At 69.3% G+C, this 25834-nt stretch carries 29 protein-coding genes and 1 pseudogene; 26 read left to right on the forward strand and 4 right to left on the reverse strand.

All coding sequences use genetic code 11. The annotated features are described in order from the left end of the window. Nucleotides 1–495 precede the first annotated feature (495 nt). The 20 genes from HDC93_RS06900 (at nt 496) to HDC93_RS06990 (ending at nt 17447) form a co-directional block, all read left to right on the forward strand. A complete protein-coding gene (locus tag HDC93_RS06900; protein ID WP_260419455.1) occupies nt 496–2715 on the forward strand; it encodes a phage minor capsid protein in 2220 nt (739 codons plus the stop codon). Beyond that, nucleotides 2664–2873 carry an Rmf/CrpP fold protein gene (locus HDC93_RS39240; RefSeq protein ID WP_311774500.1) on the forward strand — a complete coding sequence of 70 codons (210 nt, stop codon included), beginning with the start codon at nt 2664–2666 and terminating at the stop codon, nt 2871–2873. Before HDC93_RS06900 ends, HDC93_RS39240 begins: the two co-directional genes overlap by 52 nt. A gap of 470 nt (nt 2874–3343) precedes the next feature. Then, a complete protein-coding gene (locus HDC93_RS06905) occupies nt 3344–3958 on the forward strand; it encodes a hypothetical protein (protein ID WP_185008225.1) in 615 nt (204 codons plus the stop codon). Nucleotides 3959–3979: 21 nt separating this feature from the next. After that, nucleotides 3980–4984 (forward strand): major capsid protein, encoded by a 1005-nt coding sequence (locus HDC93_RS06910; RefSeq protein ID WP_185008227.1) that lies wholly within the window; start codon nt 3980–3982, stop codon nt 4982–4984. 3 nt (nt 4985–4987) lie between these two features. Next, nucleotides 4988–5230: a hypothetical protein gene (locus tag HDC93_RS06915; RefSeq protein ID WP_185008229.1), complete on the forward strand. Its 243-nt coding sequence runs from the start codon at nt 4988–4990 to the stop codon at nt 5228–5230. 3 nt (nt 5231–5233) lie between these two features. Further along, the gene (locus tag HDC93_RS06920; RefSeq protein WP_185008231.1) at nt 5234–5614 is read left to right on the forward strand and encodes a hypothetical protein; all 381 of its coding nucleotides are present in this window, start codon (nt 5234–5236) and stop codon (nt 5612–5614) included. Next, entirely contained in the window at nt 5611–5928 is a 318-nt protein-coding gene (locus HDC93_RS06925) for a hypothetical protein (protein ID WP_185008234.1), read from the forward strand. Before HDC93_RS06920 ends, HDC93_RS06925 begins: the two co-directional genes overlap by 4 nt. Continuing rightward, the gene (locus HDC93_RS06930; protein ID WP_185008236.1) at nt 5925–6278 is read left to right on the forward strand and encodes a hypothetical protein; all 354 of its coding nucleotides are present in this window, start codon (nt 5925–5927) and stop codon (nt 6276–6278) included. Before HDC93_RS06925 ends, HDC93_RS06930 begins: the two co-directional genes overlap by 4 nt. Then, the gene (locus HDC93_RS06935; protein WP_185008238.1) at nt 6271–6684 is read left to right on the forward strand and encodes a minor capsid protein; all 414 of its coding nucleotides are present in this window, start codon (nt 6271–6273) and stop codon (nt 6682–6684) included. The genes HDC93_RS06930 and HDC93_RS06935 overlap by 8 nt, the downstream gene beginning before the upstream one ends. 11 nt (nt 6685–6695) lie before the next feature. Next, nucleotides 6696–7169 carry a phage tail tube protein gene (locus tag HDC93_RS06940; protein WP_185008240.1) on the forward strand — a complete coding sequence of 158 codons (474 nt, stop codon included), beginning with the start codon at nt 6696–6698 and terminating at the stop codon, nt 7167–7169. Next, nucleotides 7166–7639, forward strand: coding sequence for a hypothetical protein (locus HDC93_RS06945; RefSeq protein ID WP_185008243.1), 474 nt, complete (start codon nt 7166–7168; stop codon nt 7637–7639). The genes HDC93_RS06940 and HDC93_RS06945 overlap by 4 nt, the downstream gene beginning before the upstream one ends. A gap of 257 nt (nt 7640–7896) precedes the next feature. Beyond that, nucleotides 7897–10293, forward strand: a complete 2397-nt coding sequence (locus HDC93_RS06950; protein ID WP_185008245.1) for a phage tail tape measure protein — start codon at nt 7897–7899, stop codon at nt 10291–10293. A 2-nt stretch (nt 10294–10295) separates the two neighbouring features. Continuing rightward, nucleotides 10296–11177, forward strand: a complete 882-nt coding sequence (locus HDC93_RS06955; protein ID WP_311774501.1) for a phage distal tail protein — start codon at nt 10296–10298, stop codon at nt 11175–11177. 13 nt (nt 11178–11190) lie between these two features. After that, nucleotides 11191–12237, forward strand: coding sequence for a hypothetical protein (locus tag HDC93_RS06960; RefSeq protein WP_185008247.1), 1047 nt, complete (start codon nt 11191–11193; stop codon nt 12235–12237). A gap of 2 nt (nt 12238–12239) precedes the next feature. After that, entirely contained in the window at nt 12240–13334 is a 1095-nt protein-coding gene (locus tag HDC93_RS06965) for a hypothetical protein (RefSeq protein WP_185008867.1), read from the forward strand. 2 nt (nt 13335–13336) lie between these two features. Further along, nucleotides 13337–14161: a hypothetical protein gene (locus tag HDC93_RS06970; protein ID WP_185008249.1), complete on the forward strand. Its 825-nt coding sequence runs from the start codon at nt 13337–13339 to the stop codon at nt 14159–14161. Between the two features lies 1 nt (nt 14162). Continuing rightward, on the forward strand, nt 14163–15899 hold the full coding sequence (locus HDC93_RS06975) for a hypothetical protein (protein WP_185008251.1): 1737 nt from the start codon (nt 14163–14165) through the stop codon (nt 15897–15899). A 76-nt stretch (nt 15900–15975) separates the two neighbouring features. Beyond that, complete coding sequence (locus tag HDC93_RS06980; protein WP_185008253.1) at nt 15976–16887, forward strand: GH25 family lysozyme; 912 nt, start codon at nt 15976–15978, stop codon at nt 16885–16887. Nucleotides 16888–16959: 72 nt separating this feature from the next. Further along, complete coding sequence (locus HDC93_RS06985) at nt 16960–17196, forward strand: hypothetical protein (RefSeq protein ID WP_185008255.1); 237 nt, start codon at nt 16960–16962, stop codon at nt 17194–17196. Then, nucleotides 17193–17447 (forward strand): hypothetical protein, encoded by a 255-nt coding sequence (locus HDC93_RS06990; protein ID WP_185008257.1) that lies wholly within the window; start codon nt 17193–17195, stop codon nt 17445–17447. Before HDC93_RS06985 ends, HDC93_RS06990 begins: the two co-directional genes overlap by 4 nt. Before the next feature lie 28 nt (nt 17448–17475). Here HDC93_RS06990 and HDC93_RS06995 read toward each other — a convergent pair whose 3' ends face one another. Then, complete coding sequence (locus tag HDC93_RS06995; RefSeq protein WP_185008259.1) at nt 17476–18345, reverse strand: GIY-YIG nuclease family protein; 870 nt, start codon at nt 18343–18345, stop codon at nt 17476–17478. A gap of 124 nt (nt 18346–18469) precedes the next feature. On the opposite strand from HDC93_RS06995, the gene HDC93_RS07000 reads away from it, so the two are divergent. Both HDC93_RS07000 and HDC93_RS07005 read left to right on the forward strand, forming a co-directional pair. Continuing rightward, complete coding sequence (locus HDC93_RS07000) at nt 18470–19786, forward strand: DNA cytosine methyltransferase (protein WP_185008261.1); 1317 nt, start codon at nt 18470–18472, stop codon at nt 19784–19786. Beyond that, nucleotides 19783–20580: a very short patch repair endonuclease gene (locus tag HDC93_RS07005; protein WP_311774502.1), complete on the forward strand. Its 798-nt coding sequence runs from the start codon at nt 19783–19785 to the stop codon at nt 20578–20580. Before HDC93_RS07000 ends, HDC93_RS07005 begins: the two co-directional genes overlap by 4 nt. Before the next feature lie 85 nt (nt 20581–20665). Here the strand turns inward: HDC93_RS07005 and HDC93_RS07010 are convergent, their stop codons facing one another. Continuing rightward, nucleotides 20666–22015 (reverse strand): transcriptional regulator, encoded by a 1350-nt coding sequence (locus HDC93_RS07010; protein WP_185008263.1) that lies wholly within the window; start codon nt 22013–22015, stop codon nt 20666–20668. A 153-nt stretch (nt 22016–22168) separates the two neighbouring features. Here HDC93_RS07010 and HDC93_RS07015 point away from each other — a divergent pair, with 153 nt between their 5' ends. From HDC93_RS07015 to HDC93_RS07030, 4 genes are all read left to right on the forward strand, one after another. Continuing rightward, the gene (locus tag HDC93_RS07015; RefSeq protein ID WP_185008265.1) at nt 22169–22609 is read left to right on the forward strand and encodes an ATP-binding protein; all 441 of its coding nucleotides are present in this window, start codon (nt 22169–22171) and stop codon (nt 22607–22609) included. Beyond that, the gene (locus HDC93_RS07020) at nt 22606–23082 is read left to right on the forward strand and encodes a hypothetical protein (RefSeq protein WP_185008267.1); all 477 of its coding nucleotides are present in this window, start codon (nt 22606–22608) and stop codon (nt 23080–23082) included. The genes HDC93_RS07015 and HDC93_RS07020 overlap by 4 nt, the downstream gene beginning before the upstream one ends. A gap of 180 nt (nt 23083–23262) precedes the next feature. Then, nucleotides 23263–24378, forward strand: a complete 1116-nt coding sequence (locus HDC93_RS07025; RefSeq protein WP_185008269.1) for a hypothetical protein — start codon at nt 23263–23265, stop codon at nt 24376–24378. Further along, nucleotides 24375–24734 (forward strand): ASCH domain-containing protein, encoded by a 360-nt coding sequence (locus HDC93_RS07030; protein ID WP_185008271.1) that lies wholly within the window; start codon nt 24375–24377, stop codon nt 24732–24734. The genes HDC93_RS07025 and HDC93_RS07030 overlap by 4 nt, the downstream gene beginning before the upstream one ends. A 153-nt stretch (nt 24735–24887) precedes the next feature. Here the strand turns inward: HDC93_RS07030 and HDC93_RS07035 are convergent. After that, nucleotides 24888–25112: pseudogene (locus HDC93_RS07035) on the reverse strand (fatty acid--CoA ligase); the annotation flags it as partial. A gap of 148 nt (nt 25113–25260) precedes the next feature. Next, nucleotides 25261–25821: a SigE family RNA polymerase sigma factor gene (locus HDC93_RS07040; RefSeq protein ID WP_031108631.1), complete on the reverse strand. Its 561-nt coding sequence runs from the start codon at nt 25819–25821 to the stop codon at nt 25261–25263. Between the last annotated feature and the right edge of the window lie 13 nt (nt 25822–25834).

Raw genomic sequence — 25834 nt, forward strand, 5'->3', positions numbered from 1 at the left:
CGCGCGGTTGCCGCCGGGCGTCAGGCCCTTGCCGTGGCGTGCAGCTAGTGAGCCCAGCCGTCTAAGCGTCGGCTGGGCTCAGTGCTGAGTGCTCTGTCCATGCCGTACGTCCGGGGTCACGTCAGGGACGCTCGCGCGAGCCCTACCGCAGCAGCCATTCGATGATGAGCCTGATCACCGGCAGCCAGTCGATCAGCATCAGCCGCTTGTCCGGCTTCCGCTTCCCGCTCCGCCTGCCGCGTTTGTCGCGACGCGTCATCGTGTCACCTCCCGTGACCCCAAAGTGCCCTGGGGCCCAGGGCCTTCACCGGGGGTACCGGCGAAGCACGTGAGGGGTCACGTGGAGCTGCGCCAGCAACTCTAACGCGTCATCAGGGGCGCCGTGGGCTCCGGCGTACCACAACTACTCTCCGCAGTCGCATAATTCACCATCCGTCACCGACGGTTCGCGCGTGCCTCCCATCTGTCCACTTTCGTACGGCCGTTGGGGGGCGCATGCCGATCCATCCGGGCATGGTCGAAGACCTCGCCGAGACCACCCGTGACCTGTACGCCGACGCCGAGGACCGGCTGTTGGGCATCATCGCCCGGCAGCTCGCCGAGGGCCTCGACGCCCCGGGGTGGGTCGAGCGGAAGCTCGCCGCCGTACAGGCCGTGCGCCGCGCCGCTCAAGGCGTTGTCGACGAACTCGGCAAGGCCGTCAGCCTCGACGTGTTCGACGCCGTCGCCGAGGCGTACAACACCGGTCACCGCGCCGCCGTCGCCGAACTCGGCGCCCTGTCCGACGGCGGCCGCCGCCTGGTCGACGAGGTCACACCGAACGCGCAGGCCGTCGACCGCCTCGCACAGGAAACCGTCGACCGGCTCACCTCGACGCACCGCTCGATTCTCCGGGCGGTCGACGACCAGTACCGGACGGTCGTCGCCGAGGTCACCGCCACGCCGCTACTCGGTACCGGCACCCGCCGACAGACGACACAGGACGCCATGCGCCGGTTTGCCGACCGCGGTATCGCGTCGTTCACGGACCGCGCGGGGCGCCGTTGGCAGCTCACCTCTTACGCGGAGATGGCCGTACGGACGTCCGTCGGCCGCGCCGCGATCGAGGCGCACACGCGCACGCTCGCCGAGGCCGGCGTTGACCTGGTCGTCGTGTCCGACTCCCCTCGCGAGTGCCCGCTCTGCCGCCCGTGGGAGCGCAAGGTGTTGACTGTGGGCGGGGCGGACGGCGAGCGCACGGTCGAGGCCGAGCACGCCGTCGAGGACGGCCGCACGGTCCGGGTGAGCGTCGCCGGATCGCTCGACGAGGCCCGCCGGGCGGGGTTGCAACACCCGAACTGCCGTCACTCCGTGAGCGCCTACTCTCCCGGCATCACGCCGGTGGAGGACGCGACCAGCGACCCAGCCGGCTACGAGGCGGGACAGCGACAGCGGAAGATCGAGCGGAACATCAGGCGGTGGAAAACCCGCGAGGCCGCCGCCGTCACCCCCGAGGCGCAGCGCGCCGCCGGCGCCAAGGTGCGGCAGTGGCAGGGCGCCATGCGCGACCACCTCGCCGCACACCCCGATCTGCGCCGGTTGCGGCACCGCGAGCAGCCGGGCGCCTCGAACCTCCCCGCCCCGCGCACCGAGCCGACCGCGCAGCAGGTCGACGCCGCCCGCGTGTGGTCGGGCGACGACCGGTCAGTACGGGAGATGCGCGACGACCAGCTCGCCGGCGCCGAGGGGTCCGGCCTGCTCGACGACCGCGCCCGCGCGCGGATCGAGGCCGAGGCCGACCGCCGCGACCGCGACGACCTGCTCGACCGTGTGCGGCCCGGCGGACACCTCGCCGACGACCTGCTCGCGTTCAGCGACACCGACCTCGCCCGCACGTTCCCGCACCTCGACGACGGCGACGCACTGCGCGTCATGGCCGAGATGGACCGCCGCGACACCGCCGCCCGGCTTCCCGGCGTACGGCGCGACCTGGTCGGCCTGTCCGACCATGACCTCGCCGCCCGCGCCCGCGTCGCCGGGCCCGACGAACGCGCCGCCCTCGACACCGAGGCCAACCGCCGCGCCCTGCTCGCCCGTTACTTCCCCGGCGGGAACCTCGCCGCCGATCTCTCGGACGTGGGCGACGACGCCCTCGCGTGGTGCATGCAGTACGCCACCAACGACGAACTACTGCGCATCGCCGCCGAGATGGACCGCCGCGACGCTGTCGAACTGCCGCCGCCCGCCGCGACTGGCAACGCCGTTGACGACCTGCTCGCCGACCGCGACGCCCTCGCCGAAGCGATGGACCCCGCCCCGGACCCGGAGACGTGGGGCGCCCTCGCCGACGACGACGCGTTCGCCGAAGAGTTGGCCGCCGCCATCGCCGCCGACGCCGCCAAGGGCGTGACCGAGGAGACCGCCCGCCGGGTCACCCGCGCCGAGGCCCGCGCCATGTACGAGGAGTACGTCTATCGCCAGTACCTCGCCGCCGAGGACGCCTGTAACGGGTACCTGCTCAACAAGAAGGCCCAGGCCGCCGGAACCAATCCGGCTGAACTCTTCTCCGGTCCGGCTCGAATCGCGTACGCGCGGGCGAGCGACGAACTGAAAGAGTGGTGGGCCGAACACGGTCGGCTGACACAGGCCGAGTTCATCGAGCAAGTCACCGGCCGCGAACAGCGATGGGCGACCGGCGCGCGCAAGAACGAGTCCGACCAGCAGAACAAGAGGTGAAGCACGTGGGCACGCGTGAGGACATCGTGCGGGCCATCACGGAGGGCGCCGAGGCCGGACGCCGCGGCGACGACGTGAGGACGTGCCCGTACCCGCCTGATTCTCTGCTCCGTACAGCATGGATCAAGGGTTACGTCCGTACTCCCCGGCCCCAGTAGGGGAGGGCTCTGCCCATCGGCCAAGCCCTCCCCGCTCTACTGAGTGTGGGTAGGCGTGTCTACCTGTTCCCGCTCACCTCGCTGGTGCCCTGTCCAGGCTCTTGCCTTGGCCGCTGAAGAGCCTTTCGGAGCACCAAGTGCCGATGCAGCTCGAACATCAGCCGCACGAGGTAGTAGAGGACCTGAGACACATCGTGCAAGTGGTCCATTGGAAGAAAGTCCGATCACACAGCGCCCCCTCCTTCTAGAGGGGGATGCATGTGACTAGCCGCCAGCGGCGACGGCTCCCGCCCGGGACGTGTGGGCAGGGGGCGTTCTTGGCAGTCCCTTCATGCTCTCCAACGCTCACGGCTCGGGTGTGGTTCCAACGTGCCCACATTTTCCGTGACTTGAGGACTACCGAGAGCCGTCGCCCCCCGCATTAGCCTGTGCCCGCGCCGTGCGGGCCCGACAGCACCAGGAGTGCACCCATGACGACCCCGGCCCCGTCCTCGACCGCGCCGAGCGGACAGCCGCAGGGCGACCCCGGCAACCAGCCGAGCGGGCAGACCCCCGCCGCACCCGCACCCGCACCCGCACCACCCGCGCCGCCGACACCGCCCGCCGCACCGCAGCAGCCGGCCACGCCGCCCGCCCCGGCCCCCGCGCCCGAAGCGGCGCCCGCCGCCCCGGCAGTACCCGCGCCGGCCCCCGCCGAGCAGCAGCCGGCCCCCGCCGCGCCGCCGGTCGAGGGCGACATCAGCCGTCTGCCGCAGTGGGCACAGCGCGCCATCACCGACAGCCAGACCGCCGCGCGCACCGCCGCCGTACAGACCGCCGTGTACCGCGCCGCGCCCGCCGCCGGCGCCGACCCGCTCGCCCTGCTCGACTCCGTGTCGTTCCGGGCCGTCGTCGAGGCGATCGATCCGAACGACACCGCCGCACTGACCTCCGCCATCACCGCCGCCGTGACGGCGAACCCCCGCCTCGGCGTCGCGCAGGCGCAGGGACCGGCCCGCGGCGGCGCCGAGTTCAACGGGCCGCCGACCGGCGACAAGCGCCCGGCCACCCTCGCGGACGCCATCGCCGCCCGCTTCAGCAGCTAACCGCAGACAGGAGCAGCCCCCATGCCCGTGACCCTCGACGAGGCCAAGAACAACGCCACCGATGACGTTGACGTGCAGGTCATCGACGAGTTCCGTAAGGAATCCGTCCTGCTCGACTCGCTCGTCTTCAACGACGTCGTGAACCCCGCCGGCGACGGCGACACCCTCACCTACACGTACCGCCGGCTGATCACCCAGCCCACGGCCGCGTTCCGAAAGCTGAACACCGAGTACACGCCGAGCGAGGTCAAGACGCAGCGATACAGCGTCGATCTCGCCGTACTCGGCGGATCGTTCGAGGTCGACCGGGTCATCGCCCGTATCGGCCCGGCAGCGTCCAACGCCGTCACGCTGAACATGACGCAGAAGATCAAGGCCGCCCGGACCACCTTCCAGGACGCCGTGATCAACGGCGACCAGGCGACGAACGAGGACTCGTTCGACGGCCTCGACAAGGCCCTCGCCGGTTCCTCGACCGAGTTCCGCCTCGGCACGGTGACCGACTGGACCGACTTCGACACCGACCCGCGCGCCGAACAGAAGGCCCTCGACATCCTCGACGAATGGCTGTCACTGCTCGACGGCGCCCCGTCCCTGGTGATCGGCAACAGCACCGCACTTGCCCGCGTGCGCGCCCTCGCCCGCCGCGCCGGCCAGTACACCCGCGACCCGGTCGACGGCCTGATCGGCAGCAACGGCCGACCGATCGTGCGCGAGAGCTACGGCGGGATCACCTTCGTGGACCCCGGGGAGAAGGCGGGCAGTTCCGCGCCGATCATCCCGATTGAGAACCGCACCGTGGGCGGCACCGCCGCGACCGGCCTTACGGACCTGTACGCGGTGCGGATCGGCCTCGACGGGTTCCACGGCGTGGCCACCGTGGGCGGGCAGCTGGTGAACACGTGGCTTCCCGACTTCTCCGCCGCCGGCGCCGTGAAGAAGGGCGAGGTCGAAATGGGCCCGATCGGCGTCGTCCTCAAGGCGACCAAGGCGGCGAGCGTCTTCCGCAACATCAAGGTGAGGTGACCCATGTACCAGGTGACAACTCCCGTGAAGGAGTTCAACGGTCAGGTGGCCGGCGTGTGGTTCGTCGACGGCGAGGCCACCACCGACAGCGAGGGCGCCGTCGCATACTTCCGGCGCCACGGCTACGACGTGAACCCGCTCGACGACGAGCAGGGCGACGACGGCCCGCCGGACGATGCCGGTACGACCAGCCCCGACGGCCCGCAGGCGACCAAGCCCGCGGGCCGTTCCCGTTCCAAGGGGTGATCCGTGGGCCGTGTCTACGCCACCCCGGAACAGGTGTGGACCGGCCCGCCGCCGGCGGACGCCGACCGGCTGCTCGTCCGGGCGTCCGAGGACATCGACGACGCCCTGTTGACGGCCGTCTACCGCACCGACAGCGCGGGCATGCCGACCGATCCCAACGTCGTGACCGCCCTCGCCGACGCCGTGCGCGCACAGGTCGAGTATTGGGCCGCGACCGGCGACGACGGCACGGGCGCGGCCGGCCGATGGGACAGCGTCTCTATCGGCCCCGTGTCCCTGTCCGGCCGCAAGGACCCGCCGGCCGCCGCGGGCGACGTCGACCTCGCGCCCCGCGCGCACCGCGCCCTCACCCGCGCCGGACTGCTGCCGGGGGTGATCTGGTGAACGTCCCCGAGTGGCTGCTCGTCCACCGGATCACCATCGAGCCGTACCGCGGCGACAGCGCGTACGGCCCGACGTACGGCCCGCCGGTCGCCGACGTCCGCGCCCTGGTCGCCGAGACCATCAAGACCGTGCGCGACCCCCAGGGGCGCGAGGTCACATCCACCGCGCAGATCATCGCCGCCCCCGACCTCGACTGTCCGGCCGAGTCCCGGATCACTCTCCCCGACGGCCGCACCACCAAGGCGATCAGCGTCGCCCACCACACCGCGCCGGGTCTGCCCGTGCCCGCCTGTACAGAGGTGAGCGCCGAGTGACCGCCCGAGCCCGCCTCACATGGAACGGCGCCGCCGCATTGCGCGGCACCCGCGCCGGCGCCATCCGCGGCCTACGCCTCGCCGCCGAACACGTCCTCGAACGCGCCCGCGCCCGCGTGCCGATCGAAGAGGGCACCCTCGAACGCTCCGGCGTCGCCTCGGTCGACGAGGAAGCGCTCACGGCCGCGGTCAGCTTCGACACCCCATACGCGGTCAGGCAGCACGAAAACCTGAACTACCGGCACGACAGCGGCCGGTCGGCGAAGTACCTCGAAGGGCCGTTGACCGAGCAGGCCGACACGGTCGCCGCCATCATCGCCGCCCAGGTGCGGAGGTCGCTCCGTGGCTGATCTGCTCGACGGCCTCGCCCGTCACCTCGACGGCCTCAACCTGGTCGACTACGACCCGACCGGCACGACCGGCGATCTGTTCGTCGAGACGATGCCGCCCGCGCCGGACGCCGCCGTGTCCCTCGCGCTGTACGACGGAGCGGCCCCCGAGTCCCGCGACGACGCCGAGCAGCGCCGGCTACAGGTGCGCGTGCGCGGCGGGCCCGACCCGCGCGTCTCCCGCAACCGCGCCGAGGCCCTGTACCACGCGCTGCACGGCCTCGCCGGCGTGCAGCTGCCCGACGGGACATGGCTCACGCTCGCCGCCGCCCGCGGCACCCCCGCCCCGATGGGCGCCGACAGCACCGGCCGTCATGAGCACGTCGTGAACTTCGACCTCGACGTTTCCGGCCCCGCACCCACGTAAGGAGTTCCCGCATGGCAGGCAGCAGCCGGCCCATTGACGCCCGCGGATGGCTGTTCGAGGTCGAGGACGCGAACGCGACCACGAACACGTGGCTTCCCATCGCCGGCGTCAACACCTTCACGCACTCCCCCGGGGAGAACGAGGAAACCGTCGACACGACCGTGTTCGAATCCGACGGGCAGTACGAACAGGACGTCATGCAGCGCGGCGCGTCCCTGTCCGTCGAGGGTCAGTACCGCATCGACAAGACCACCAAGGCGCAGGACCCCGGACAGGCGTATATCGACCACGTGTGGACGAACCGCCTCGGATTCGAGTCCCGCAACCGGATCAGGTGGCGGCACGAGACACAGACGCAGTGGGTCGTGTGGGACGCCACCGTGACGCCCGGCGAGCAGGGCGGAGGCAACAACGACAAGACGTCATGGTCGGCGACCATGACCAGGTGCGGCGCCCCGACCACAGAAGCAGTGGTGAGCCCGTGAGCGAGCACGACCTCGACGACGAGCAGCAGCTCGCCGACGGCGCGGGTACGGCTGACTTCGACGCGTTTTTCGCCGAGGAGTCCGCCACCCGCCCGCGCCAGTCCCTCACCCTGTACGGCACCGGCTACCAGCTCCCCGAGTCCCTGCCGCTCATGTTCACGTTGCAGATGGAGCGCGTACAGCACTCCAGCGACGCCGACGACGTACGGAAGATGCTCGCCACCCTCTACGGCGCCGACGTCCTCGACACGTGGGCCGAACGCGGCATGACCGACCGGCAACTCGGCGTCGTACTGATCTACTCGGCCGCGAACATCCGCCGTCCCGGCAGCTGCACCATGCAGCGCGCCGCCCAGCTGTACGAGCAGCAGGAAGCGGGAAAAGCCGCCGCGCCGAACAGGGCGCAGCGCAGGGCGACCCCGAAGAAGACGAAGACGAAGAAGGGGCGGAGTTCTGGCAAGCGGTCCTGACCCACTGGACCGCCGTCGAGGGCGACCTCGCCCGCGAGTACGGCCTCGCCGCCCGTGACCTCGCCGCCCTGTCCACCCGCCGGTTCCTCGCCCTGGTCGCCGGTCTGCCGGGCGAGTCCCGGTTCGCCCGCGCCTGGTCGCGCACCCCCCGCAAGGTGACCAGCGCCGCCGAGATCGCCGCTATCACCGGCATCCCCGCCGCATAGCCGCCCAGCCGGCGACCGCGCCGGATGACCCCCGACGGGAGGTGATCCGGCGTGGCCCTCACCGTCGGCGAACTGCTCGCCACGATCGAGGTCGACGACCGTCCGGCCGCCGCCGGCATGCAGCGCACCGAGGACCGGATGCGCGCGACCGGCCTACGGCTGGTCACCGACGCCGACAGCGCCGGCCACCAGGCCGGCGACGCGATCGGCGACGGCATGGCCGACGGCAGCGACCGCGCCGCGGGCGAGGGCGCCGGGGCGTTGAAGGCGTTCGGATGGGCCGCCCTCGGCGCCGGTATCGGCGCCGCCCTCATGACTGGCGTGGGGCAGGCCCTCGAACAGAGCAAGATCCCCGGCACGCTACAGGCCCAACTCGGCACAACCGGGCCCGTGGCCAAGAAGTACGGCGAGGCCGCCGGGGACCTGTACGCCGGGGCGATCGTCGACTCGGTCGAGGAGGGGGCCGAGGCCATCAAGGGCATTGCCCGAAACGGCCTGTTGCCCCCGGAAGCGACACAGACCCAGGTCGAGACCCTGGGAAAGCAGGTCGCCGACACCGCCGCCGTCATGGGCGAGGACGTCGGCAAGGTGACCCGCGCCGTCGGCACGATGCTCAAGACCGGCATTGCCGATTCAGCCTCGGAAGCCCTCGACGTATTGGTCAAGGGAACGCAGAACGGCGTGAACGTCGCCGAGGATCTGCTCGACACGTACGCCGAATATCCGACGCAGTTCCGCGATCTCGGCCTCGACGCGAAGACGTCCATGGGCATTCTGCAACAGGGGTTGCAGGGCGGCGCGCGCGACGCCGATATCGTCGCCGACGCGCTCAAAGAACTGAACATCAGAGTCAAGGACGGTTCCGGCGCCGAGGGACTTAAAGCACTCGGCCTGAACGCCGACCAGATGGCCGCGGCATTCGCCAAGGGCGGGCCGCAGGCAAAGGCGGCACTCGACACCATCACCGACCGGCTACGGGCGGTGAAGGACCCCACCGAGCGTTTCCGGCTGTCACAGCAGCTGCTCGGCACTCAGTCCGAAGACCTGTCGCGTGCCCTGATGAGCATCGACCCGAGCAGCGCGGTAAACGCCCTCGGCAAGGTCAAGGGCGCCACCGACGCCGCGGGCGACGCGATGCGCGACAACGCCGCGACCAAGTTCGAGATGTTCAAGCGCGGTGCCATGCAGACGCTCGTGAACGTCATGGGCGACTACGTCGTACCGGCCCTGACGACCGGCGCCGACTACGCCCTCAAGTTCGGCAAGGGCGTTGCTGCCGCAGCCGGTTTCGTCTCCGACCACTCGACGGCGTTCACGACCGCCGCCGTTCTGATCACCACGTTCCTTCTGCCGACGCTGGTCGCCCTCGCCGCACAGGCGTGGACCACATCGACGGCCGTCGTCACCGGGTGGATCGCCCAGGGCACTGCCGGAGCAGGCGCCACCGCGTCGTTCCTCGCCGCGAATGCCTCGATCCTCGCTGGCTGGATCGCCCAGGGCGCCGGGGCGGTAGCCGCAGCTGCCCGTGTGGTCGGGGCGTGGGTCCTCATGAGCGCACAGTCCATGATCCAGGCCGCGCGCATGGCCGCAGCGTGGGTGATCTCCATGGGCCCGATCGCTCTGGTGATCGCCGCCGTGGTCGGCCTGGTCGCGCTGATCGTCGCCAACTGGGATTCGATCGTCAAATACACCACGCTCGCGTGGGATTGGGTCTGGAACAAGATCAAGTCAATTGGTCAATTCCTGCTGGACCTGTTCCTGAAGTGGACGATCGTCGGCATCGTGATATCGCATTGGGACGCGATCAGGACCGGAACCCTGAACGTCTGGAACGCCGTCGTTACGTTCGTCAAGAGCCTGCCGCAGAAGCTCATCAGTTTCTTTTTGAACTGGACCCTTCCAGGCTTGATCATCAAGCATTGGCAGAGCATAAAAACCGGCACGGTCAACAAGGCGACAGAACTTCTCAATTGGGTGAGGGGACTTCCGGGACGCATCGCTTCTCTCCTCAACCTTAAGTCGCTGCTCTACGACAAGGGAACCGACCTAGTTCGCGGCCTGCTCAAGGGCGTTCAGTCGATGGGCAGTTGGCTGAGATCGCAGCTGATCTCTTTCGCGAAGAACATGATTCCGGGCCCGATTGCAAAGGCACTCGGAATCAACAGCCCTTCCAAGGTGATGGCCCGCAAGGTGGGCCGCTGGATTCCCGCCGGCGTCGTGGCCGGTATCCGCTCCGGACAGGGCGCCCTCGCCCGCGTCATGTCCACGCTGGTCACTCCGCCCGCCGTTCCCGCCCTCGCGGGCACGGGCGCGGGCGGATACGGCTCGCCGTTCGCCGCCGCGGCGACCGGCCCGGCGCTGCACGTCGAGCACTGGCACGCCGCCGAGAACGGCACCCCCGACGACAACGCCCGCGCGCTCGCGTGGCTGGCCAAGGCGAGGGGGTGACCGTGGCCGCTGGTGACCAGGTGACCCGCCCCGGACATGTCCAGTACGGCGACCTGCTGCTCGGCCCCGGCACCCCCTACGGGTGGCGTTCGATGGGGGGTTGGGAGGAACTTCCCGCCCTCGACTCCGGGACCGTGGCTCGGTCCGACGCGCACGGCGCGTTCCCCGGCCGACTGCTCGCACAGGCCCGCACGGTCACCCTCGACGGCCTGCTCGTCCGGGCCCCGCGCGCCACGATCGGCGCGGTGGTCGCCGCACTCAACGCCGGCACGGTGCCGGTCGAGGACGAACGCCCGCTCGTCGTGTGGCTCGACGAACGCGGGCCCCTGCTCGCCTACGCCCGCGCCACCCGCCGGGCGATCCCCGCCGGCCTCGGCTACCGCCTCGGCACCATCACGGGCGGGGCGATCGAGTGGCAGGCAACCGACCCGCGCCGGTACGAACTCACCGAGCGCACCGTGTCGGCGACCCTGCCCATGTCCGAGGCCGGTCTGTCGTGGCCGCTGTCGTGGCCGCTCCCGTTCGGCAACCCGGGCAGTACCGGCGCCCTGTCGACGACGAACATCGGCGACGCCGACACCCACCCCATCGTGGAGTTCCGGGGGCCGGTGACCCGTCCGTCGTTGACCAGCCTCGCAACGGGCGACGCGGTCGAGTACGACATCCCGCTCGCCCTCGGCGACGTCCTCACCGTCGACACCCTCGCCGGGACAGTCACCCTCAACGGCACCGCGTCGCGGATCTACACCGCGACCTCGCGCTCAGTGCCCGAGCAGACGTTCACGCTCGCCCCCGGCACCGCATCCCTGATCTTCCGCGCCGCGCCCGGCAGCAGCGACCCGAGGGCGTCGGCGACCGTGCGCTACCGCTCGGCCTACTGGTAAGGAGAACCCCACCGTGACCGTGCGTTCCGCATGGCTGCTGCCGCTCACGCAGACCCGCGAGGACACCCGCCTTACCCCGGTCGGGACCTACGCGCCCGAATCCGAGATGCGCACCCGCGACGGCGTGATCGCCGGCGGGAACCCCTTCGCCGCGACCGGCGCCGGCGCGATGTCCCTACAGATCGGCGTCGGCCGCGCCCAGGTACAGGGCACCGACGCACAGGGCGCCTACCCGGTATCGGTCGACGCCCCCGTAACCCTCACCTTCACCGACGGCGAGGCGCAGTTCACCCGTATCGACTCCGTCGCCCTGCGCGTGTACGACCAGCTGTTCGACCAGGCAGGCCAGAACCTCGCCACGGTCGAGATCATCCGCGGCACGGGGTCGGCGAGCCCGACCGCGCCGAGCATGCCCTCGGCCTGTCTGCGCCTGTGGGACGTGACCGTGCCCGCGGGCGCCTCGGCGGGCGTCGGCGGTATCGACTGGAACAGCGCGCTTGCCGACCGGCGCCGCTTCACCTCGGCCTACGGCGGGATCATCCCGCGCGGGTACGGCCTCGCCTTCAACGGGGCGTACGACGGCCAGTACCGCGACAACGGCACCGGATTGGAGCGCTGGAACGCCGCCGCCGGGGCGTGGCAGGCGTACCCGTCGACACCGACACGACCCATCAGCACGAAGCAGGTCACGGCCGCGCCGCTCACCACCACGGGCGCGTTCGTCGACTTCACCGCCGCCGCGTGGCCGCGTATCACCTTCACCGTGCCGCCGTCCGGCGCCGTGTTCGTCACCATCGGCGGACAGGTCTCCAACCGATCGACCGCGGCCTCAACCGCGTGGATGACGTGGCGGGCGACCGGCGCCTACACCGAGGCGCACGGCGCAGCGAACGGCCTGTCGGCACAGGCAAGCCGCGTGATCGCCTCGCGGCGCGTCTACCGCGACGGCCTCACCCCCGGCGGACAGATCACGCTCATCCCCGGGTGGAACATCAGCAGCAACGGCGGCACGGACGTGTTCGTGCAAGACGGGCAACTGACCGTGGAGTTCGTACAGTGACCATCGCGCCGCCGTACCGGCTGCTGTTCTGTGATCTGCGCTCCGACCAGCTGCTCGACGCACTGCCCGTACAGGGCGTCGCCCTCGACGACTACATAGGCAAGACCGGCCGGCTGACCGGCACCGTGCCGATCCCAAACCGCGCCATGGCGGAACGGGCCCGCCGGGCGATCGTGCCCGGCCGAACGGCCGTGTGGGTCGAGCGGGGGCGCGAAATCTGGTGGGGCGGAATCCTGTGGACGCTCGCCCTCGCCTCGGATTCCCGCGGGTTCCTCGGCGCGCAGATTCAGGCCGGCGGGTGGGAGTCGTACCTGTACCGCCGCCTGCTGTACGACACGCAGACCGCAAAGCAGGTCGACCAATTCGACATCGTGCGCGGCCTGGTCGACTACGTGCAGAACACCCCGGGCGGGAACGTCGGGATCACCTACGGCACCGCAACGTCCGGCATCCTGCGCGACCGCACGTACCTGCGGTACGACCTACCGGCCGTGGGCGACTTGCTCGACGACCTCGCCGCCGTCGAGGACGGGTTCGAGTGGCGTATCGCGAGCTTCCGCGACGCCGACGGCCGCCGCGTGAAAGAGCTGCGACTCGGACACCCGGTCATCCGCGCGGGTGCGTCCGAGATCGTGCTCGACCACCCCGGCCCGGTCCTGTCCTACACATGGCCGGTCGACGCCACCAGCAAGGCGAACGCGTGGCAGTCCCGCGGCGCCAGCATCAACGCCAACCAGGCGCAGGATAGTTACCCGCTCACCTCGCCCGTGCTGGTCGACGACGCCGATATCTCCGCCGGCTGGCCGCGCCTCGACGGCTCCAGCGACTACACGACGGTTGAGGTACAGGACACCCTCGACGCCCACGCCCGCGCCGACTGGACCGCCGCCCGCAACCCCGTGCAGATACCCGAGGTCGAGGTCGTGCTCGGCGGGAACATCGCGCCGGCCCTGCTCGGCGCCACGGTCCGGCTCCGCATCCGCGACCTGTGGCACCCCGACACCCTCGACGCCCGGTACCGCGTCGTCGGCCTGTCCATCACCCCGCCCGAGCGAGGCCGCCCCGAGACGGCCCGCCTGTACCTGGAGGTCCCCTGACCGTGGCGTACGTCCCTCAAGACGTCCTCGACCGCCTCGCCGCCCTCGAACGCGAGGTACGGCAGCTGCGCGGCCGGGCGCAGATGCGGCCCGCCCTCAACCAGGTGTTGAACGGCGACGTGGTGATCGGCGAAGGGGGTCGACTGATCGCCGAGGCACCGAACGGCAACCGCATCTTCCTGACCGGCCAGACCCCCGCCGGAGACTGGGCCGTCGGCATCGCCCGCCCCACGGACGGCACGGCCGCCCTCACCGTCGGCGACGAGGACGCCACCGGCGCCGGCCAAATGATCCGAATGTGGAACCGCGACCCGGGCGTACGGGACGTGATCGTGATGGATGACGCGTACTCCGAGCGGTTCCTCGGCCGTCCGTGGATGCCCATCGGCCTCTATCCGACCGCGCGCCAGTCCTACACCGGCACCACCTACGACACCGCGTGGTGGGGCGCCAGCCCCGCACACAACGCGGTCGCCGTGATCGTCGTCTTCACGTACGCCGGGACCGGCGGGGGACAGGTCAAGGTGTCCGCGACCCCGTCCGGCGGCACCGCGCGGACGCTCGCCGAGTACGACGTCGCCGCGAACACGTGGACACAGCGCACCATCGAGGCCCCCCTCGACGGCGTCGAGTTCCTGGAAACCGTCGTGTGGGACGTCAGCCACCGCGCCAAGACCAGCGGGCAGAACGTCGAGACCCGCATGTACCGCGCGTACACCCGGAACACGTTCAGCGCGAGCGAGGCGCCGGACACCCCCGTACGGACCGCCGCCACGGTCGCGGCCGCCGGCGCCGTCGTCATCGCCGAGGACCACGAGGGGGTGTGACGTGCTGCCCGAGGGAATCCCCACCGTCCGCGTAACCGGACGCTTTCTGTCCCCGGACGGTCGGCCCCTGTCCGGGCAAGTCGTCTTCCGCGCCCCGAACCTGATCACGTTCGGCGCGTACGACGTGATCCTCGGCGGGCCCGTCACGGTCCCGCTCGACGCCACGGGCGCGTTCGCCGTCGTGCTGCCCGCCACCGACGCCCCCGGCATGAACCCGAGCAGCTGGTCGTACACCGTCGCCGAACAGCTCGCGGGCGTGTCCATGAACCGCGTCTATCAGGTTCTCTTGCCCGCCGAGGCAACCGAGGTCGACCTCGCCGACATCGCGCCGACCGACCCCTCGACCCCGACCTACGTCGCCGTACGCGGTGACAGCGCGTACGAGGTCGCCGTCAAAGCCGGGTTCGTCGGCAGCGTCGCCCAGTGGCTCGCGTCCCTGGTCGGCGCGACCGGCGCCCGAGGAGCCACAGGCGCGACCGGAGCAACCGGGGCGACCGGCGCGACCGGGCAGCAGGGACCGAAGGGCGACCAGGGGCCGGCGGGAGCACCGGGCGTTGTCCAGTCCGTCAACGGCAAGTCAGCCGCCGCGATAGTCCTCGCCGCCGCCGACGTGGGCGCCGTGGCCAACAACGGCGGATACAGCCGCATGGACGGCACCTTGCACGTCATCTACGCAGGCACACAGGCCGACGCGTTCAAGGTGTCGGACACCGCGCAGTCGAAGTACACCGCCGTCAACAAGAACGCCGAGCTGATCACCAACGCCACCGCCACGTTCACAGACGCGCGAATCGGCACCACGGCAGCCACCTTCGGCGGAGGAGCCGGCGGCATCCTGGCGTTCGCCAACGCCACCACACCGCCCACATCCAACCCGGTCGGCGCCGTGATGTGGGCCGAGGCCGGCACATTGAAGGTTCGGCAGGCCGACGGAACCGCGTTCACCCTCGGCGCCGCGGGCGGCACCGCGCCGGTAACGTCCGTCAACACCAAGACCGGCGACGTCGTGCTCACCGCAACCGACGTGAGCGCCGAGGCCGCCGGTACGGCCGTCCTGCTCGCCGGAACGCAGACGATCACCGGCACCAAGACGTTCTCTGCCATCCCGTCGAGCAGCGTCGCACCGACCACCGCGAACCACCTCACGCGCAAAAGCTACGTGGACGCCGCCGCATTCGCGGGCGAGTGGTCACCCGCCGACCACGGCCTCGCCTGCTGGGCATTCGACCCGGCCCTCGCCGTGTCGACCGGCCTGTACCCGGGGTCGGGCCCGATGCGGGTAACGGCCGTCATCCTGCGCACTGCGGCGACCATCAACCGCATCGTGTGGTTCGCCACCGGCTACGCCGGCGGACTCCAGACCGGATCATGGGCCGCCCTCTACAACAGCAGCGGAACACGCGTTGCCGCGACCGGCGACATGTCGACGGCCGCGTACGAGCCGGCCGAGGAGCACGACGCCGGGGGCGGCACGATATCCAGCCCGCTCACGGCCGCGTACGCCGCGGCAGCCGGCGTCTATTACGTGATGTGGCGCATGGTCTACAACACCACGACCGGCGACGGCCCGATGTTGCTCGCCGCCGAGTCCGGAGCCGGCGCCCCTCCCAACCAGTTCGGTTACACCCTGGTCCGCCGGTTCGGCGTCTACACGACCGGCGTCGCCGCGGCCCCCGCGTCCATCACCTTGACCTCGATGGAGAACGGCGCGAACCGCTTTTGGGCCGCCCTCGCGTAGACCGCGCAACTCCCCTCACACCGCACGCCCGAGCGCACCGCGCCGGGCGTTTCTTCATGCCCAGGAGGCACCCCGTATGAGCACCACCTCACGCGGCATCGACGTGTCCGCGTACCAGGCCGCCCAGAACTGGACCGCGCTCAAGGCCGACGGCCTCACCTTCGCGTTCGCCAAGGCGAGCGAGGGACAGAAGACCCACGACCCCAAGTTCGCGACCCACATCAAGGGCATCAAGGCCGCCGGCCTGGTCGCCGGCGCGTATCACTTCGCGTGGCCGAACCAGTCGGCCGCCACCGAGGCCGCGAACTACATCGCCGCCGTGAAGGCGTACGCCGGCCCCGGCTTCCTGCACTGGCTCGACCTTGAGGCGTACAGCGACCGGCGCAACTACAAGGGCCGCACGGCCGCACAGATCAAGGCGTACGCCTCGGCGTGGATCGCCGCGGTGAAGAAGGCGTTCCCGGGGCAGGTCGTCGGCATCTACACGTCCGCCTCGGACATCGCCGCCGACCACGTCCCGTCGGGCGTACCCCTTTGGTACCCGGCGTACCCGTGGGGCGCCGCGACCTACGCACGCGCCGAGGCCGCCACCCGGCCCAAGCCGAGCGGACGCACCGTGACGTTCTGGCAGTTCACATCGACCCCGGTCGACCGGAACATCGCGTACATGTCCCCCTCGGCACTGCGTCAGTGGGCCCAGGGCGACGCCGACGACGAGCCGGCGACGTACACCCCGCCGAAGTTCCCGGCCGGCCTCGCCCCCGGCAAGGCCAAGCCCTCGGCCCGCCCGCTTCAGAAGGCACTCAAGGCCGCCGGGTTCATGTCCAAGAGCGTCACCGAGTCCGACAACTACGGGCCCAAGACGCAGGCCGCCGTGATCGCGTTCCACAACAAGCACCCGCAGTACCGCGCCGAGGGAGTCACCCGCGACCCGGCCATCGGGCCGAAGGGGTGGGCCGCGCTGCACCGCCTCGCCTACGGCAAGTAGGCACCCGCCCGCCCCGGCGCCGCGCCGCCGGGGCGGGTCCCGTATCCACACACCGAAACGAGGAGTTCCCTCATGAGCCCCGCCAACAAGCGCACCGTCCGCACCGTCATTCAGGGCGTCGTCATGTTCGCCGTCGCTCTCCCCGCCATCGTGGCCGCGTCCGGCATACCCGAGTCCCTGCCGTGGGTCGCCGGCGCCCTCGCCGTCGCCGGCGGACTCGCGCGCGTCATGGCCCTGCCCGCCGTCGAGCAGCTGCTCGACCGTGTCGGCCTCGGCCTGGTCGACGACGACCAGGGCGGTAGCGCGTGACACAGCCGCCCCCGCCCGAGTCCGTCGCCGTCGAACTGGAGAAGCTGCGCGGCACCATGGCCGAAGGGTTCGCCCGAGTCGACGGCGCCCTCGCCCTACTGGTCCAGCGCGGTGACCAGACCGACGGACGCCTCGACGAACTCGAATCCCGTGTCGACGACCTCGAAACCCGCCGGTGGCCTCTCCCGAGCATCGGCGCCCTGATCGGCTTCGCCGGTCTCGTCCTCGCCGCACTCGCCCAACTCAGATAGAGAAGAGCGCACTTGGCACTGTGCGACGCTACTCGTCGAAGTCGCCGTTTTCGTCGTCGTCTTCCGCGTCGCCCTTGCCCGGCTTTCGACTCTTCGGAGTCTGGGTGGAGACCCCGTCAAACCGGTAGTAACGCCGAGCGCTCGGATACGTCGTAGGGCTGTCGTCGTACATGATCACCCAGCCGAGCAGAGCGCAGATCTGCCACTTGTCAGGCAGGTGCTGTGCGACGAAACGAAACGCTTCGTCTACGGTCATGTTCCCTTCGGGGACAGTGACCATCAGCTCCTTGAAGGCAGCCGAGTGCTTGAAGCGAAAATTGAACGGTATGCCGCGCTTGATCTCCCACAGCACGTCGTGAAGGGACTGGACACCGGGAGTCAGCCCCTTTACCTCGCGCGAGAGGTCGATAGGGAACTCAAGATCGAAATGAGTGCTCTTGATCGTGGTTCGGTCGCGATTGCGACCCGGATCGTTATTGCCGAATCCACGATTATTCCAGACGATCTTTCCGGTTTTCAGATGCTCTTTGATGAGCATCTTTTCCGGAGAGACTGAGGAGAGATCTTCTTCCACGAACAGACACTTGAACGACATCTCATCAATGGAAATACCTTCTCGCCCGGACAGCTTGTAAAGGTGATTCCCCAGCCGCTCAGGGAGTGGCTCGTCAGCTTTTCCGACATAGGTGAGTTGGCGTTCCTTGCCGGGCTCTTGGCGAAAGAGCTGGTACACCCCGGACTTACTGGGAAGACCGAGCCTTTCGGCCTGGGCGACGAGGGCGTCGAGGTTCTCCTGAGTGAGGGGCGCGGGCTCCAACTCCTTCAGGGCGGCGTACAGCTGTGTACTCAGCGCCTCGGTGATGCTGAGCCGGAACTGATCGCTGTACCCGTCTGCCACGTGAGCACCCCGTCCCCTACGAAACTGCTGATCACCGGCACCCTACCTGGTGCAACTGGGGGACACGCGTACCAAGTTGCGAGATAGGTCACCATGATCATAAACTCCGCGGTACGCTTCTCTCATGCCTGAACTGCGAGAAGAACGCCAAGAGGTGGGGACCTGTGTCGAACTGTTCGCCGGCGGCGGGGGGCTCGCGATGGCTGTGCATGCTGCGGGCTTCCGTCCGCTCCTGGTGAATGAGTACGCCAAGCGGGCGTGCGAGACCTTGAGGATCAACCCCCCGGACCCCGAAGAGCCGACGAAGCGTTGGCCGCTCATCCCGGGCGACGTGCGTGACATCGACTTCACCGATGTCGTCACGGACGAGGTCGACGTTCTCGCCGGTGGGCCGCCCTGCCAGCCGTTCAGCCTGGGGGGTGTGCACAAGGGCATGGAAGACGAGCGGAACATGTTCCCGGAGATGTTCCGCGCCATTCGGGAGATGAGACCGAAGGCGGTCATCTGCGAGAACGTACGCGGCCTGCTTCGGCCGGGTTTCAGGCCCTACTTCAAGTACATCTTGAACGAAATGCGCCTGCCGTTCGAGAAGCGCGACAACAACGCGACGTGGGAAGACCACAACGACATCCTTGAGAAGCTGATCGCCAACGACTCGGTTGACCTGTCGGAGCGATACGTGGTCAAGGAGATGGAGGTCAACGCGGCTGACTACGGTGTGCCACAGATTCGAAATCGAGTGATCATCGTCGCGTTCCGCGCCGACCTCGGCATCGACTGGGACGAGTTCATGCCCAAGGAGACGCACTCCGAGGAGTCAATGATCCACTCCATGCGCGAGGGCGGACCCTACTGGACGGAGCGACACAAGAAGGTGCCCGCCGAGGTCCGCAAGCGCGTCATCGCCAACCTTCCGGAACTCGACTACGAGAACGAGAAGGTCAAGGAGAAGCTGAAGCTGGAGCCGTGGCGCACGCTGCGCGATGCGATCGCGGGAATTGACGAGAACGAGGGAAAGCCGCTTCCGTACGTTACGGAAGCGGCCGTCAAGGACAAGCTCCCAGTAGGCAGCATCCCCGATCACATCGGTTGGCCCGGCGCTCGCATGTACACCGGGCACACCCCGAACCTGCTCGACCGGCCCGCGAAGACCGTGAAGGCGGGTGTACATGGCGTGCCAGGTGGAGAATCCGTCATGCAGCTGGACAATCCCAACTTCGCCAACTTCGGGGGCGGCGACGGATACCGGTACATGACCGTGCGGGAGACCGCGCGAGTCATGACGTTCCCGGACCGTTGGGTGCTCGACGGACCACGGGGCGAGAAGATGCGGCAGTTGGGCAACGCCGTGCCCGTAAAGCTAGGAACGGCCTTCTCAACGGCGGTCGCCAACGCTCTCAAGTCGGTTGGGGCTCTGGAGGACCCGGAGAAGCGGCAGTGACCGAAGCCGCGAGCGATCGGCAGAGGCGTTGGAAGGATCGGATGCCTCCCGATCGGGCGTGGAAGCCGCGAGCGGGGATAAGCAGGGAGGCCCGAGCCTCTGAGCAGGACCGGGCCGCCGGCAGCCGCCTCGCGCGCGCGGTCGACCTCGGCGAGGGTCGGTACGCCCGCGCGTCCATCGCGCTGCGCCTGTACCGCAGAACCCGCCGCATCCGCGCCTACCTGCGGTGGTCGCAAGAGGGCGAGACACAGGAACGGTACGTCGGCGAGGTAGACGCCGAGACTCGCGCCGCGAACCTGGCACAGGCGTGGGAGATGGCTCACGCGGCCGGTCTCGTGACCACGGAGGCCGTTCCCCCCGAATCGTGGGCGTCCTCCGCCGCGTCCCGAGCGGTCATGTCCGCCAACAAGGGACGGGATACGAAGCCCGAGAAGCTGTTGCGGTCCGCGCTCCACAGACAGGGACTGCGATACCGGGTGGGAGCGAGACCGCTCCCCGGCCTGCGCCGGACAGCCGACGTGGTGTTCACCAAGGCTCGCGTCGCCGTCTTCGTCGATGGTTGTTACTGGCATGGCTGTCCTGAACATCACCGGCCCGCGAAGAAGGGCGCGGTGTTCTGGCAAGAGAAGATCGCCGGGAATCGAGCACGTGACGCAGAGACCAATGAAGCACTGCGCAACGCGGGTTGGCTCGTCATCCGCGTGTGGGAACACGAAGACCCGGAGCAAGCGGCGCGAGCGGTGGTCAAGGCAGTGAAGTCGAGGCAGGAGACCGGCCCCGTAGATCAGAGTTGAGTCCCTACGTGGACACCACCAGGTGACACAGAAGCGCCCCCGTACGGCCACTCATGGCCGTACGGGGGCGCTTCGTTGTTTGCGACTACGCGGCGACCAGCTCGCGAGCCTGCGCGTTGAAGTCGGCGACGAGCCGGCTACGCCCGAAGGGCTGCATGCGCTTCTGTAGGTCCTGTACCGCCTCGACCGCTCGCGACGACTTGACCTGTCGCGTCAGCTTCAGCGTGCGCACTCCAGCGGCGTACGCCGAATCAAGGTCGCGCCGTTGCAGGTGCGAGACCGCGAGCGCGGCCTGTGACATGGCACCGCGCCGGGCCCGCTTCTGCATGGCCGCGTGCGCGATGGAACGGCGCGCGTGTTCCTCGGCCGCCTCCGCGTCGCCCAGGTCGCGGAAGGTGTTCGCGTGCTCGCCGTGCAAGTACGCCGGGTCGATGAACGCCGCCCAGTCCGGTTCTTCGTCGAGGTTCACACGCTCGTACGCCCGCTCGGACTGCACGACCGCGTGAGCCGCCGACGACCTGTCGCCGAGCAGGGCGAGCGCCCGCGCTTCCAGGCACCACAGGTCCGCCAAGCAGGCCGGCGAGGTCGCCCTCGACAACCCTTGCCGTCCCGCCTGCGCGAGGCGACGGCCTTCGGCGGGGTCACCGAGTAGCGTCGCCTGATCAGCCATGCCCGCGAGCACGTGCGCGCCTAGCGCCGGGTTCCGCGACTCTTGGGCGAGGCGTAGCGACTGAATCAAGTACCGCTGAGCGATGCTGTGTTCGCCGTTGTCGTAGGCCATCCAGCCGAGTAGGTACGTCTGTTCGGCCGCCGCCTCGCACAACGCGTGCCGAACGTCCTCGCTGTGGGCACGTCGTAGCAGCGGGTAGACGTGCTGCGTCATGTACTCGGCCAAGACCAGCCGACCCGATCCTCCGCCCTGGAAGATATCCATGCGCTGGAAGGTCGTGAACATGTTCTTCACGGCGGATACGTCCTCAAGGCGTACCCGTGGGCCCGGTTCCGGTTCCTGGTCAAGCGTGTTCAACAGCCAGTCCCGCGAGGGACCTACACCAGCCACGGCGGCGAACGGCGCGGCTGCAAGGAACTTCCGTCGGTCCACGTCAGCTCTCCCCAAGTCTGCGACCACTTCCACCGTAGCCACGTATGAGGGGTTGTACACGAGCGCGGCATCGGCCGATCCGCCGTCGCCGAGGCCGAGATCGTACGTCGTGACCCGAAAACCGAAGTGGTCGGAGAAGACACCGGCGAGGATGTCGGGAACGGGGTCCCGCGGTGTCTCACCTTCGAGCCAGCACCGAACGCGCGTCGCGTCCGGCGAGATGTGCGGTTGATTCCACTGAAGTGCCTTGGATTTCACGCGTCGGGCTAACTCGCCCCGGCTCATCCTCGACCGTTCGAGCAACTGCGCGAGCTTGTCATTCGGCGTCTTCATCCTCCAGCCCTCCCGCGACGTGGGGTAGCGAAAGCGACACCCTTCGACACCCCCCACGACGGTACCCCGGCTTTCGTCACGCGTGTTGCCTAGACGGAGGAACCAATCGGTCCGCGAACCGGGCCGCAACTGTCCACCCGTAAGGGGAGACGCGTGATCGAACGACGACGGGACCCGGCTCCCGTCTGCTGCGCTCCTTCCGACGGCTTGCCGTCGGTCCTGGTGTTAGCGGGTGAGCCGGAATCAGCAAGCACGGCGCGCGAGTTCGTGCGCGAGTTCATCCGGCACCACGCGCCGGAGGCGTCCGAGGACCACATCGAAACGGTCGTCCTGGTGGCATGCGAGATGGTCACCAACTCGATCCGGTACGGCACGGAGCCCGGCGATTCACTACAGCTCGCGCTCGAAACCGACAACGCCCGCACCCGAGTGGAGGTACAAGACCCTGTGAGACGCCGTCCCCAACCGCGCCCCGAATCGCGGCAACGCGACCGAGGCCGCGGTCTGATCATCCTTGACGCCCTGTGCAGCGAATGGGGAGTCACCGACGCGCCGTTCGGCAAAACCGTATGGGCGGAGGTGAAGGCCTTATGACGTCGTCGAGCCTCGACGTCCCCCCGGGGCCCGGATTCGTCGCGACGGTGGCCGCTGCGACCGGCATCCACCACCGCGGAAACTTCGCCGTCGCCCAATTACTCATCACACACCCCGGCCCTCGCCGGCAGCGTGAGACAACCGAGACCGTCGAAGCGGGAATGAGGCGACTCGCGGCCGCGCTGCGCCTCGGCCCTGGTGATCAGGACCCCCCAGTAATCGGCGCACAGCTCATGACCAGCAGGGGACACGTCGCCCTGGACTACGGCCACGACGAATACGTGATGACGATCCCGCAACCCTCGCAGGACTGGTTAGCCCTGGTAGCTGTAGGCGCAGCATGCCGCGTCTGCCTGGTGATCGCCCCTCTCGCACTGGCCGCCGACCAAGACGAGACAGACGCGCACATCCGCGCCAGCCTCGCGAACGGTCAGCTCATGTGGGGGACGACGTTCGCCCGCCGGCGCTTCTGAACGACCGACGGACGGGCCGCCCCGAGGTGGATTGGACCCCGGGCCGACCCGCTGGGGCCGAGCGTACAAGGCACCCCGGCCAGCACACAGCGAACCGGACGCCGACGCTCGGCCCACCGCGCCGAAGCACACCCCCGCAACGCCCGCGCAGTCCTGCCCATCTACCGAGGGGAAGACAGGGTGACCATGTACCCCGTATCACCGAACACCGTCCTCGCGAACGCGCTCAGCCACGCCGAGGACGTGCTCACGCCCCGAGTCCTCGACGCCGCGCCCGAACGGATCGTGTTCGTCGTGGGGACTCAGATCAACGGGGCACCGCACATCGGTACCTCTCTGGTGCAGTCCCTCACGTTCGCCACCGCGACCCGGCTCCGGGACAAGTTCGGCGTACCCGCCGAGGTCCAGTTCGGCGCCCTCGACAACGCGCCGTACGCCGTCGTCAGCGATCACGAGACCGGCAACCGCTACCAACGGACCTACGCGCACGCCCTCGGCGAGCAGGGCATAGCCGACCAGGTCAACACGCTGTACCGCCCCCTGTTCAACGCCTTGTCCGAACGGCTGCACGTGCCGTACTCCGTCGAGACCTACAGCCAGCAGCAGGCCGGCGAACACTTCCGCCGCACATGGCTGCGTGTGCTCCCACGGATGGACGCCGCCCGATGGTGGCTCGCGCCGTCCTCGGGCGTGGCGCACCTCCGTGTCCCCTGCCCACGGCCCGGCTGTGGTTGGGCCGAGAAATACGCCCAACGCACGCACGTACAGAACGCGGACGCCGACGGCGCCACGATCACGGCCGTCTGCCTGCACCACGGCGACTACGCGGTCACCATCGATCCGACCGGCGAGGGATACCTCGACCTCGCCACGCTGTACCGGAACCTGGTCAAGGAACTCGCCGTCACCGGCGAGCGCGGCACCTTGTACGTGATGGTCAAGGGCGGCGACTGGGTGTTCGGCTCGCATCTGGTCGACGGCGCCTTACAGGCCGTCGGACTCACCCGCGGCCAACTGCCCGCCCGCCTGTTCTGCCCGCAGATCGTCAGCGACACGGGCGCCAAACTGTCCAAGTCGCTTATCCGGGAAGGGCGCGCACCCTTGCCCGAGGGCGCGGCCCCTTGGATGCTCGACACTCGGGAGTGGCCCGGATCGTTGTCCGAGTACGTCGAGCGACTGCTCGGCATGACCGAGGTCGTTCTCTCCGACCCCCGGCACTTCTTCCGCTCGTACTCCGCCGGCGAACTCCGCCGGATGATGACCGCACCAACACCTAGGAGCGTTCCCGCCCCATGACGGAAATCGCCGCCGCTCGTGTCCGCGAGCTGAACCTCTACCGGCAATACTTCGACCTGGTCGCCGCTGGGCAGAAGACGACCGAAGTACGGGTGAAATACCCGCACCTCGCCGACATCACCGAGGGCGACGTGATCCGGTTCCGGATCAAGGGCACCGACGAGTCATGCGACGTGCTCGTAAAGCAGGTCACGGAGTACCCGAATTTCGAGGCTCTGCTCGACGGCGAGGGGCCGGCCAACGTCAACCCCACGGCGACCCGCGAGGAACAGCTCGCCAACATCCGGAACATCTACCCGCCCGAAAAGGAAGCGCTCGGCGCCCTCGCGATCAAGATCGAACTACTCACCCCCTGACGGCCGTGCCGCCCCCGTTCCCCCGCGTGGGCGGCACGGTCCCGAACGCAAGCGACCCCGGCACCATGACCACAGGTGCCGGGGTCGCTTGCTACCCCTACCGCGTATCGTCCCTGCTCAGAGACCCAATGGACCCCCGCATGTTTTGGGCACACTGTTCCAGGCGAGGGTCGCGACGCGCTCGTCGCCGGTGACGCCGAGGTCGTCCCGCAGTGCGTGGGCCAGCTGGGCCGCGCGGACGCCGATCTCCGCGAAGGAGCGGCGGTGCGGCTCGTCCTCGCCGGTCCAGGTGGTCACCTGCGATGTCCCGTGGATCGTCGACCCGTGGGTCAGGATCCTCGAGATCAGCAGCGGTACGTCCTGCATCGTGCTCAGCACGGCGTCCTCCCGGGGGCGACATTGCCTACGCGGTGGTAAGGGTTGCGCTGATTCTGCGCACATACCGCGTGGTATGTCACTAGGGCCGGGCGATCGATCACATCACGCCATGCCGGAGGAACAGCTCACAGCCGGGCGGAACGGCTCTTCACTGGCGGACGAGCCCCAGCTCAGCGTCCTCGCGGAGCTTGCCGAGCGCCCGGGAGACGGCCGACTTCACCGTACCCACCGAAACGCCGAGCACCTCGGCCGTCTGCACCTCGCTGAGGTCCTCGTAGTACCTGAGGACCACCATCGCCCGCTGCCGGGCGGGCAGCCGCATGATCGCCCGCCACATCGCGTCCCGCAGCGCCTGCTGCTCGGCCGGGTCGTCACCGCCCGGAACCGGGTCCGGCTCGGGCAGCTCCTCGCAGGCGAACTCGTCGACCTTGCGCTTGCGCCACTGCGAGGTCCGGGTGTTCAGCAGGGCCCGGCGCACATAGCCGTCGAGGGCACGGTGGTCCTCGATGCGCTCCCAGGCGACGTACGTCTTGGTGAGGGCGGTCTGCAGCAGGTCCTCCGCGTCGCTCGGGTTGCCGGTGAGCGAGCGGGCGGTACGCAGCAGCACCGGCTGGCGGGCCCTGACGTACGACGAGAACGACGGGTACGGAAGGGTCTGCGCCGCTGGTCCGGCCGCCTTCGAAGCGCTCGTGCAGACGAGTGTGGTCATGGCTCAACGCTAT

Origin of the sequence: Streptomyces sp. AK010 (genome assembly GCF_014207295.1) — a bacterium.
In the GTDB taxonomy this organism is placed as follows: domain Bacteria; phylum Actinomycetota; class Actinomycetes; order Streptomycetales; family Streptomycetaceae; genus Streptomyces; species Streptomyces massasporeus.

Excerpts from the sequence above, each read along its gene's own strand:
- HDC93_RS06900 (WP_260419455.1), top strand. The coding sequence starts at position 496 with ATGCCGATCCATCCGGGCATGGTCGAAGACCTCGCCGAGACCACCCGT.
- HDC93_RS06980 (WP_185008253.1), top strand. The coding sequence starts at position 15,976 with ATGAGCACCACCTCACGCGGCATCGACGTGTCCGCGTACCAGGCCGCC.
- HDC93_RS06905 (WP_185008225.1), top strand. The coding sequence starts at position 3,344 with ATGACGACCCCGGCCCCGTCCTCGACCGCGCCGAGCGGACAGCCGCAG.
- HDC93_RS07030 (WP_185008271.1), top strand. The coding sequence starts at position 24,375 with ATGACGGAAATCGCCGCCGCTCGTGTCCGCGAGCTGAACCTCTACCGG.
- HDC93_RS07040 (WP_031108631.1), bottom strand. The coding sequence starts at position 25,821 with ATGACCACACTCGTCTGCACGAGCGCTTCGAAGGCGGCCGGACCAGCG.
- HDC93_RS39240 (WP_311774500.1), top strand. The coding sequence starts at position 2,664 with ATGGGCGACCGGCGCGCGCAAGAACGAGTCCGACCAGCAGAACAAGAG.
- HDC93_RS06985 (WP_185008255.1), top strand. The coding sequence starts at position 16,960 with ATGAGCCCCGCCAACAAGCGCACCGTCCGCACCGTCATTCAGGGCGTC.
- HDC93_RS06940 (WP_185008240.1), top strand. The coding sequence starts at position 6,696 with ATGGCAGGCAGCAGCCGGCCCATTGACGCCCGCGGATGGCTGTTCGAG.
- HDC93_RS07000 (WP_185008261.1), top strand. The coding sequence starts at position 18,470 with ATGCCTGAACTGCGAGAAGAACGCCAAGAGGTGGGGACCTGTGTCGAA.
- HDC93_RS06915 (WP_185008229.1), top strand. The coding sequence starts at position 4,988 with ATGTACCAGGTGACAACTCCCGTGAAGGAGTTCAACGGTCAGGTGGCC.
- HDC93_RS07020 (WP_185008267.1), top strand. The coding sequence starts at position 22,606 with ATGACGTCGTCGAGCCTCGACGTCCCCCCGGGGCCCGGATTCGTCGCG.
- HDC93_RS07010 (WP_185008263.1), bottom strand. The coding sequence starts at position 22,015 with ATGAAGACGCCGAATGACAAGCTCGCGCAGTTGCTCGAACGGTCGAGG.
- HDC93_RS06910 (WP_185008227.1), top strand. The coding sequence starts at position 3,980 with ATGCCCGTGACCCTCGACGAGGCCAAGAACAACGCCACCGATGACGTT.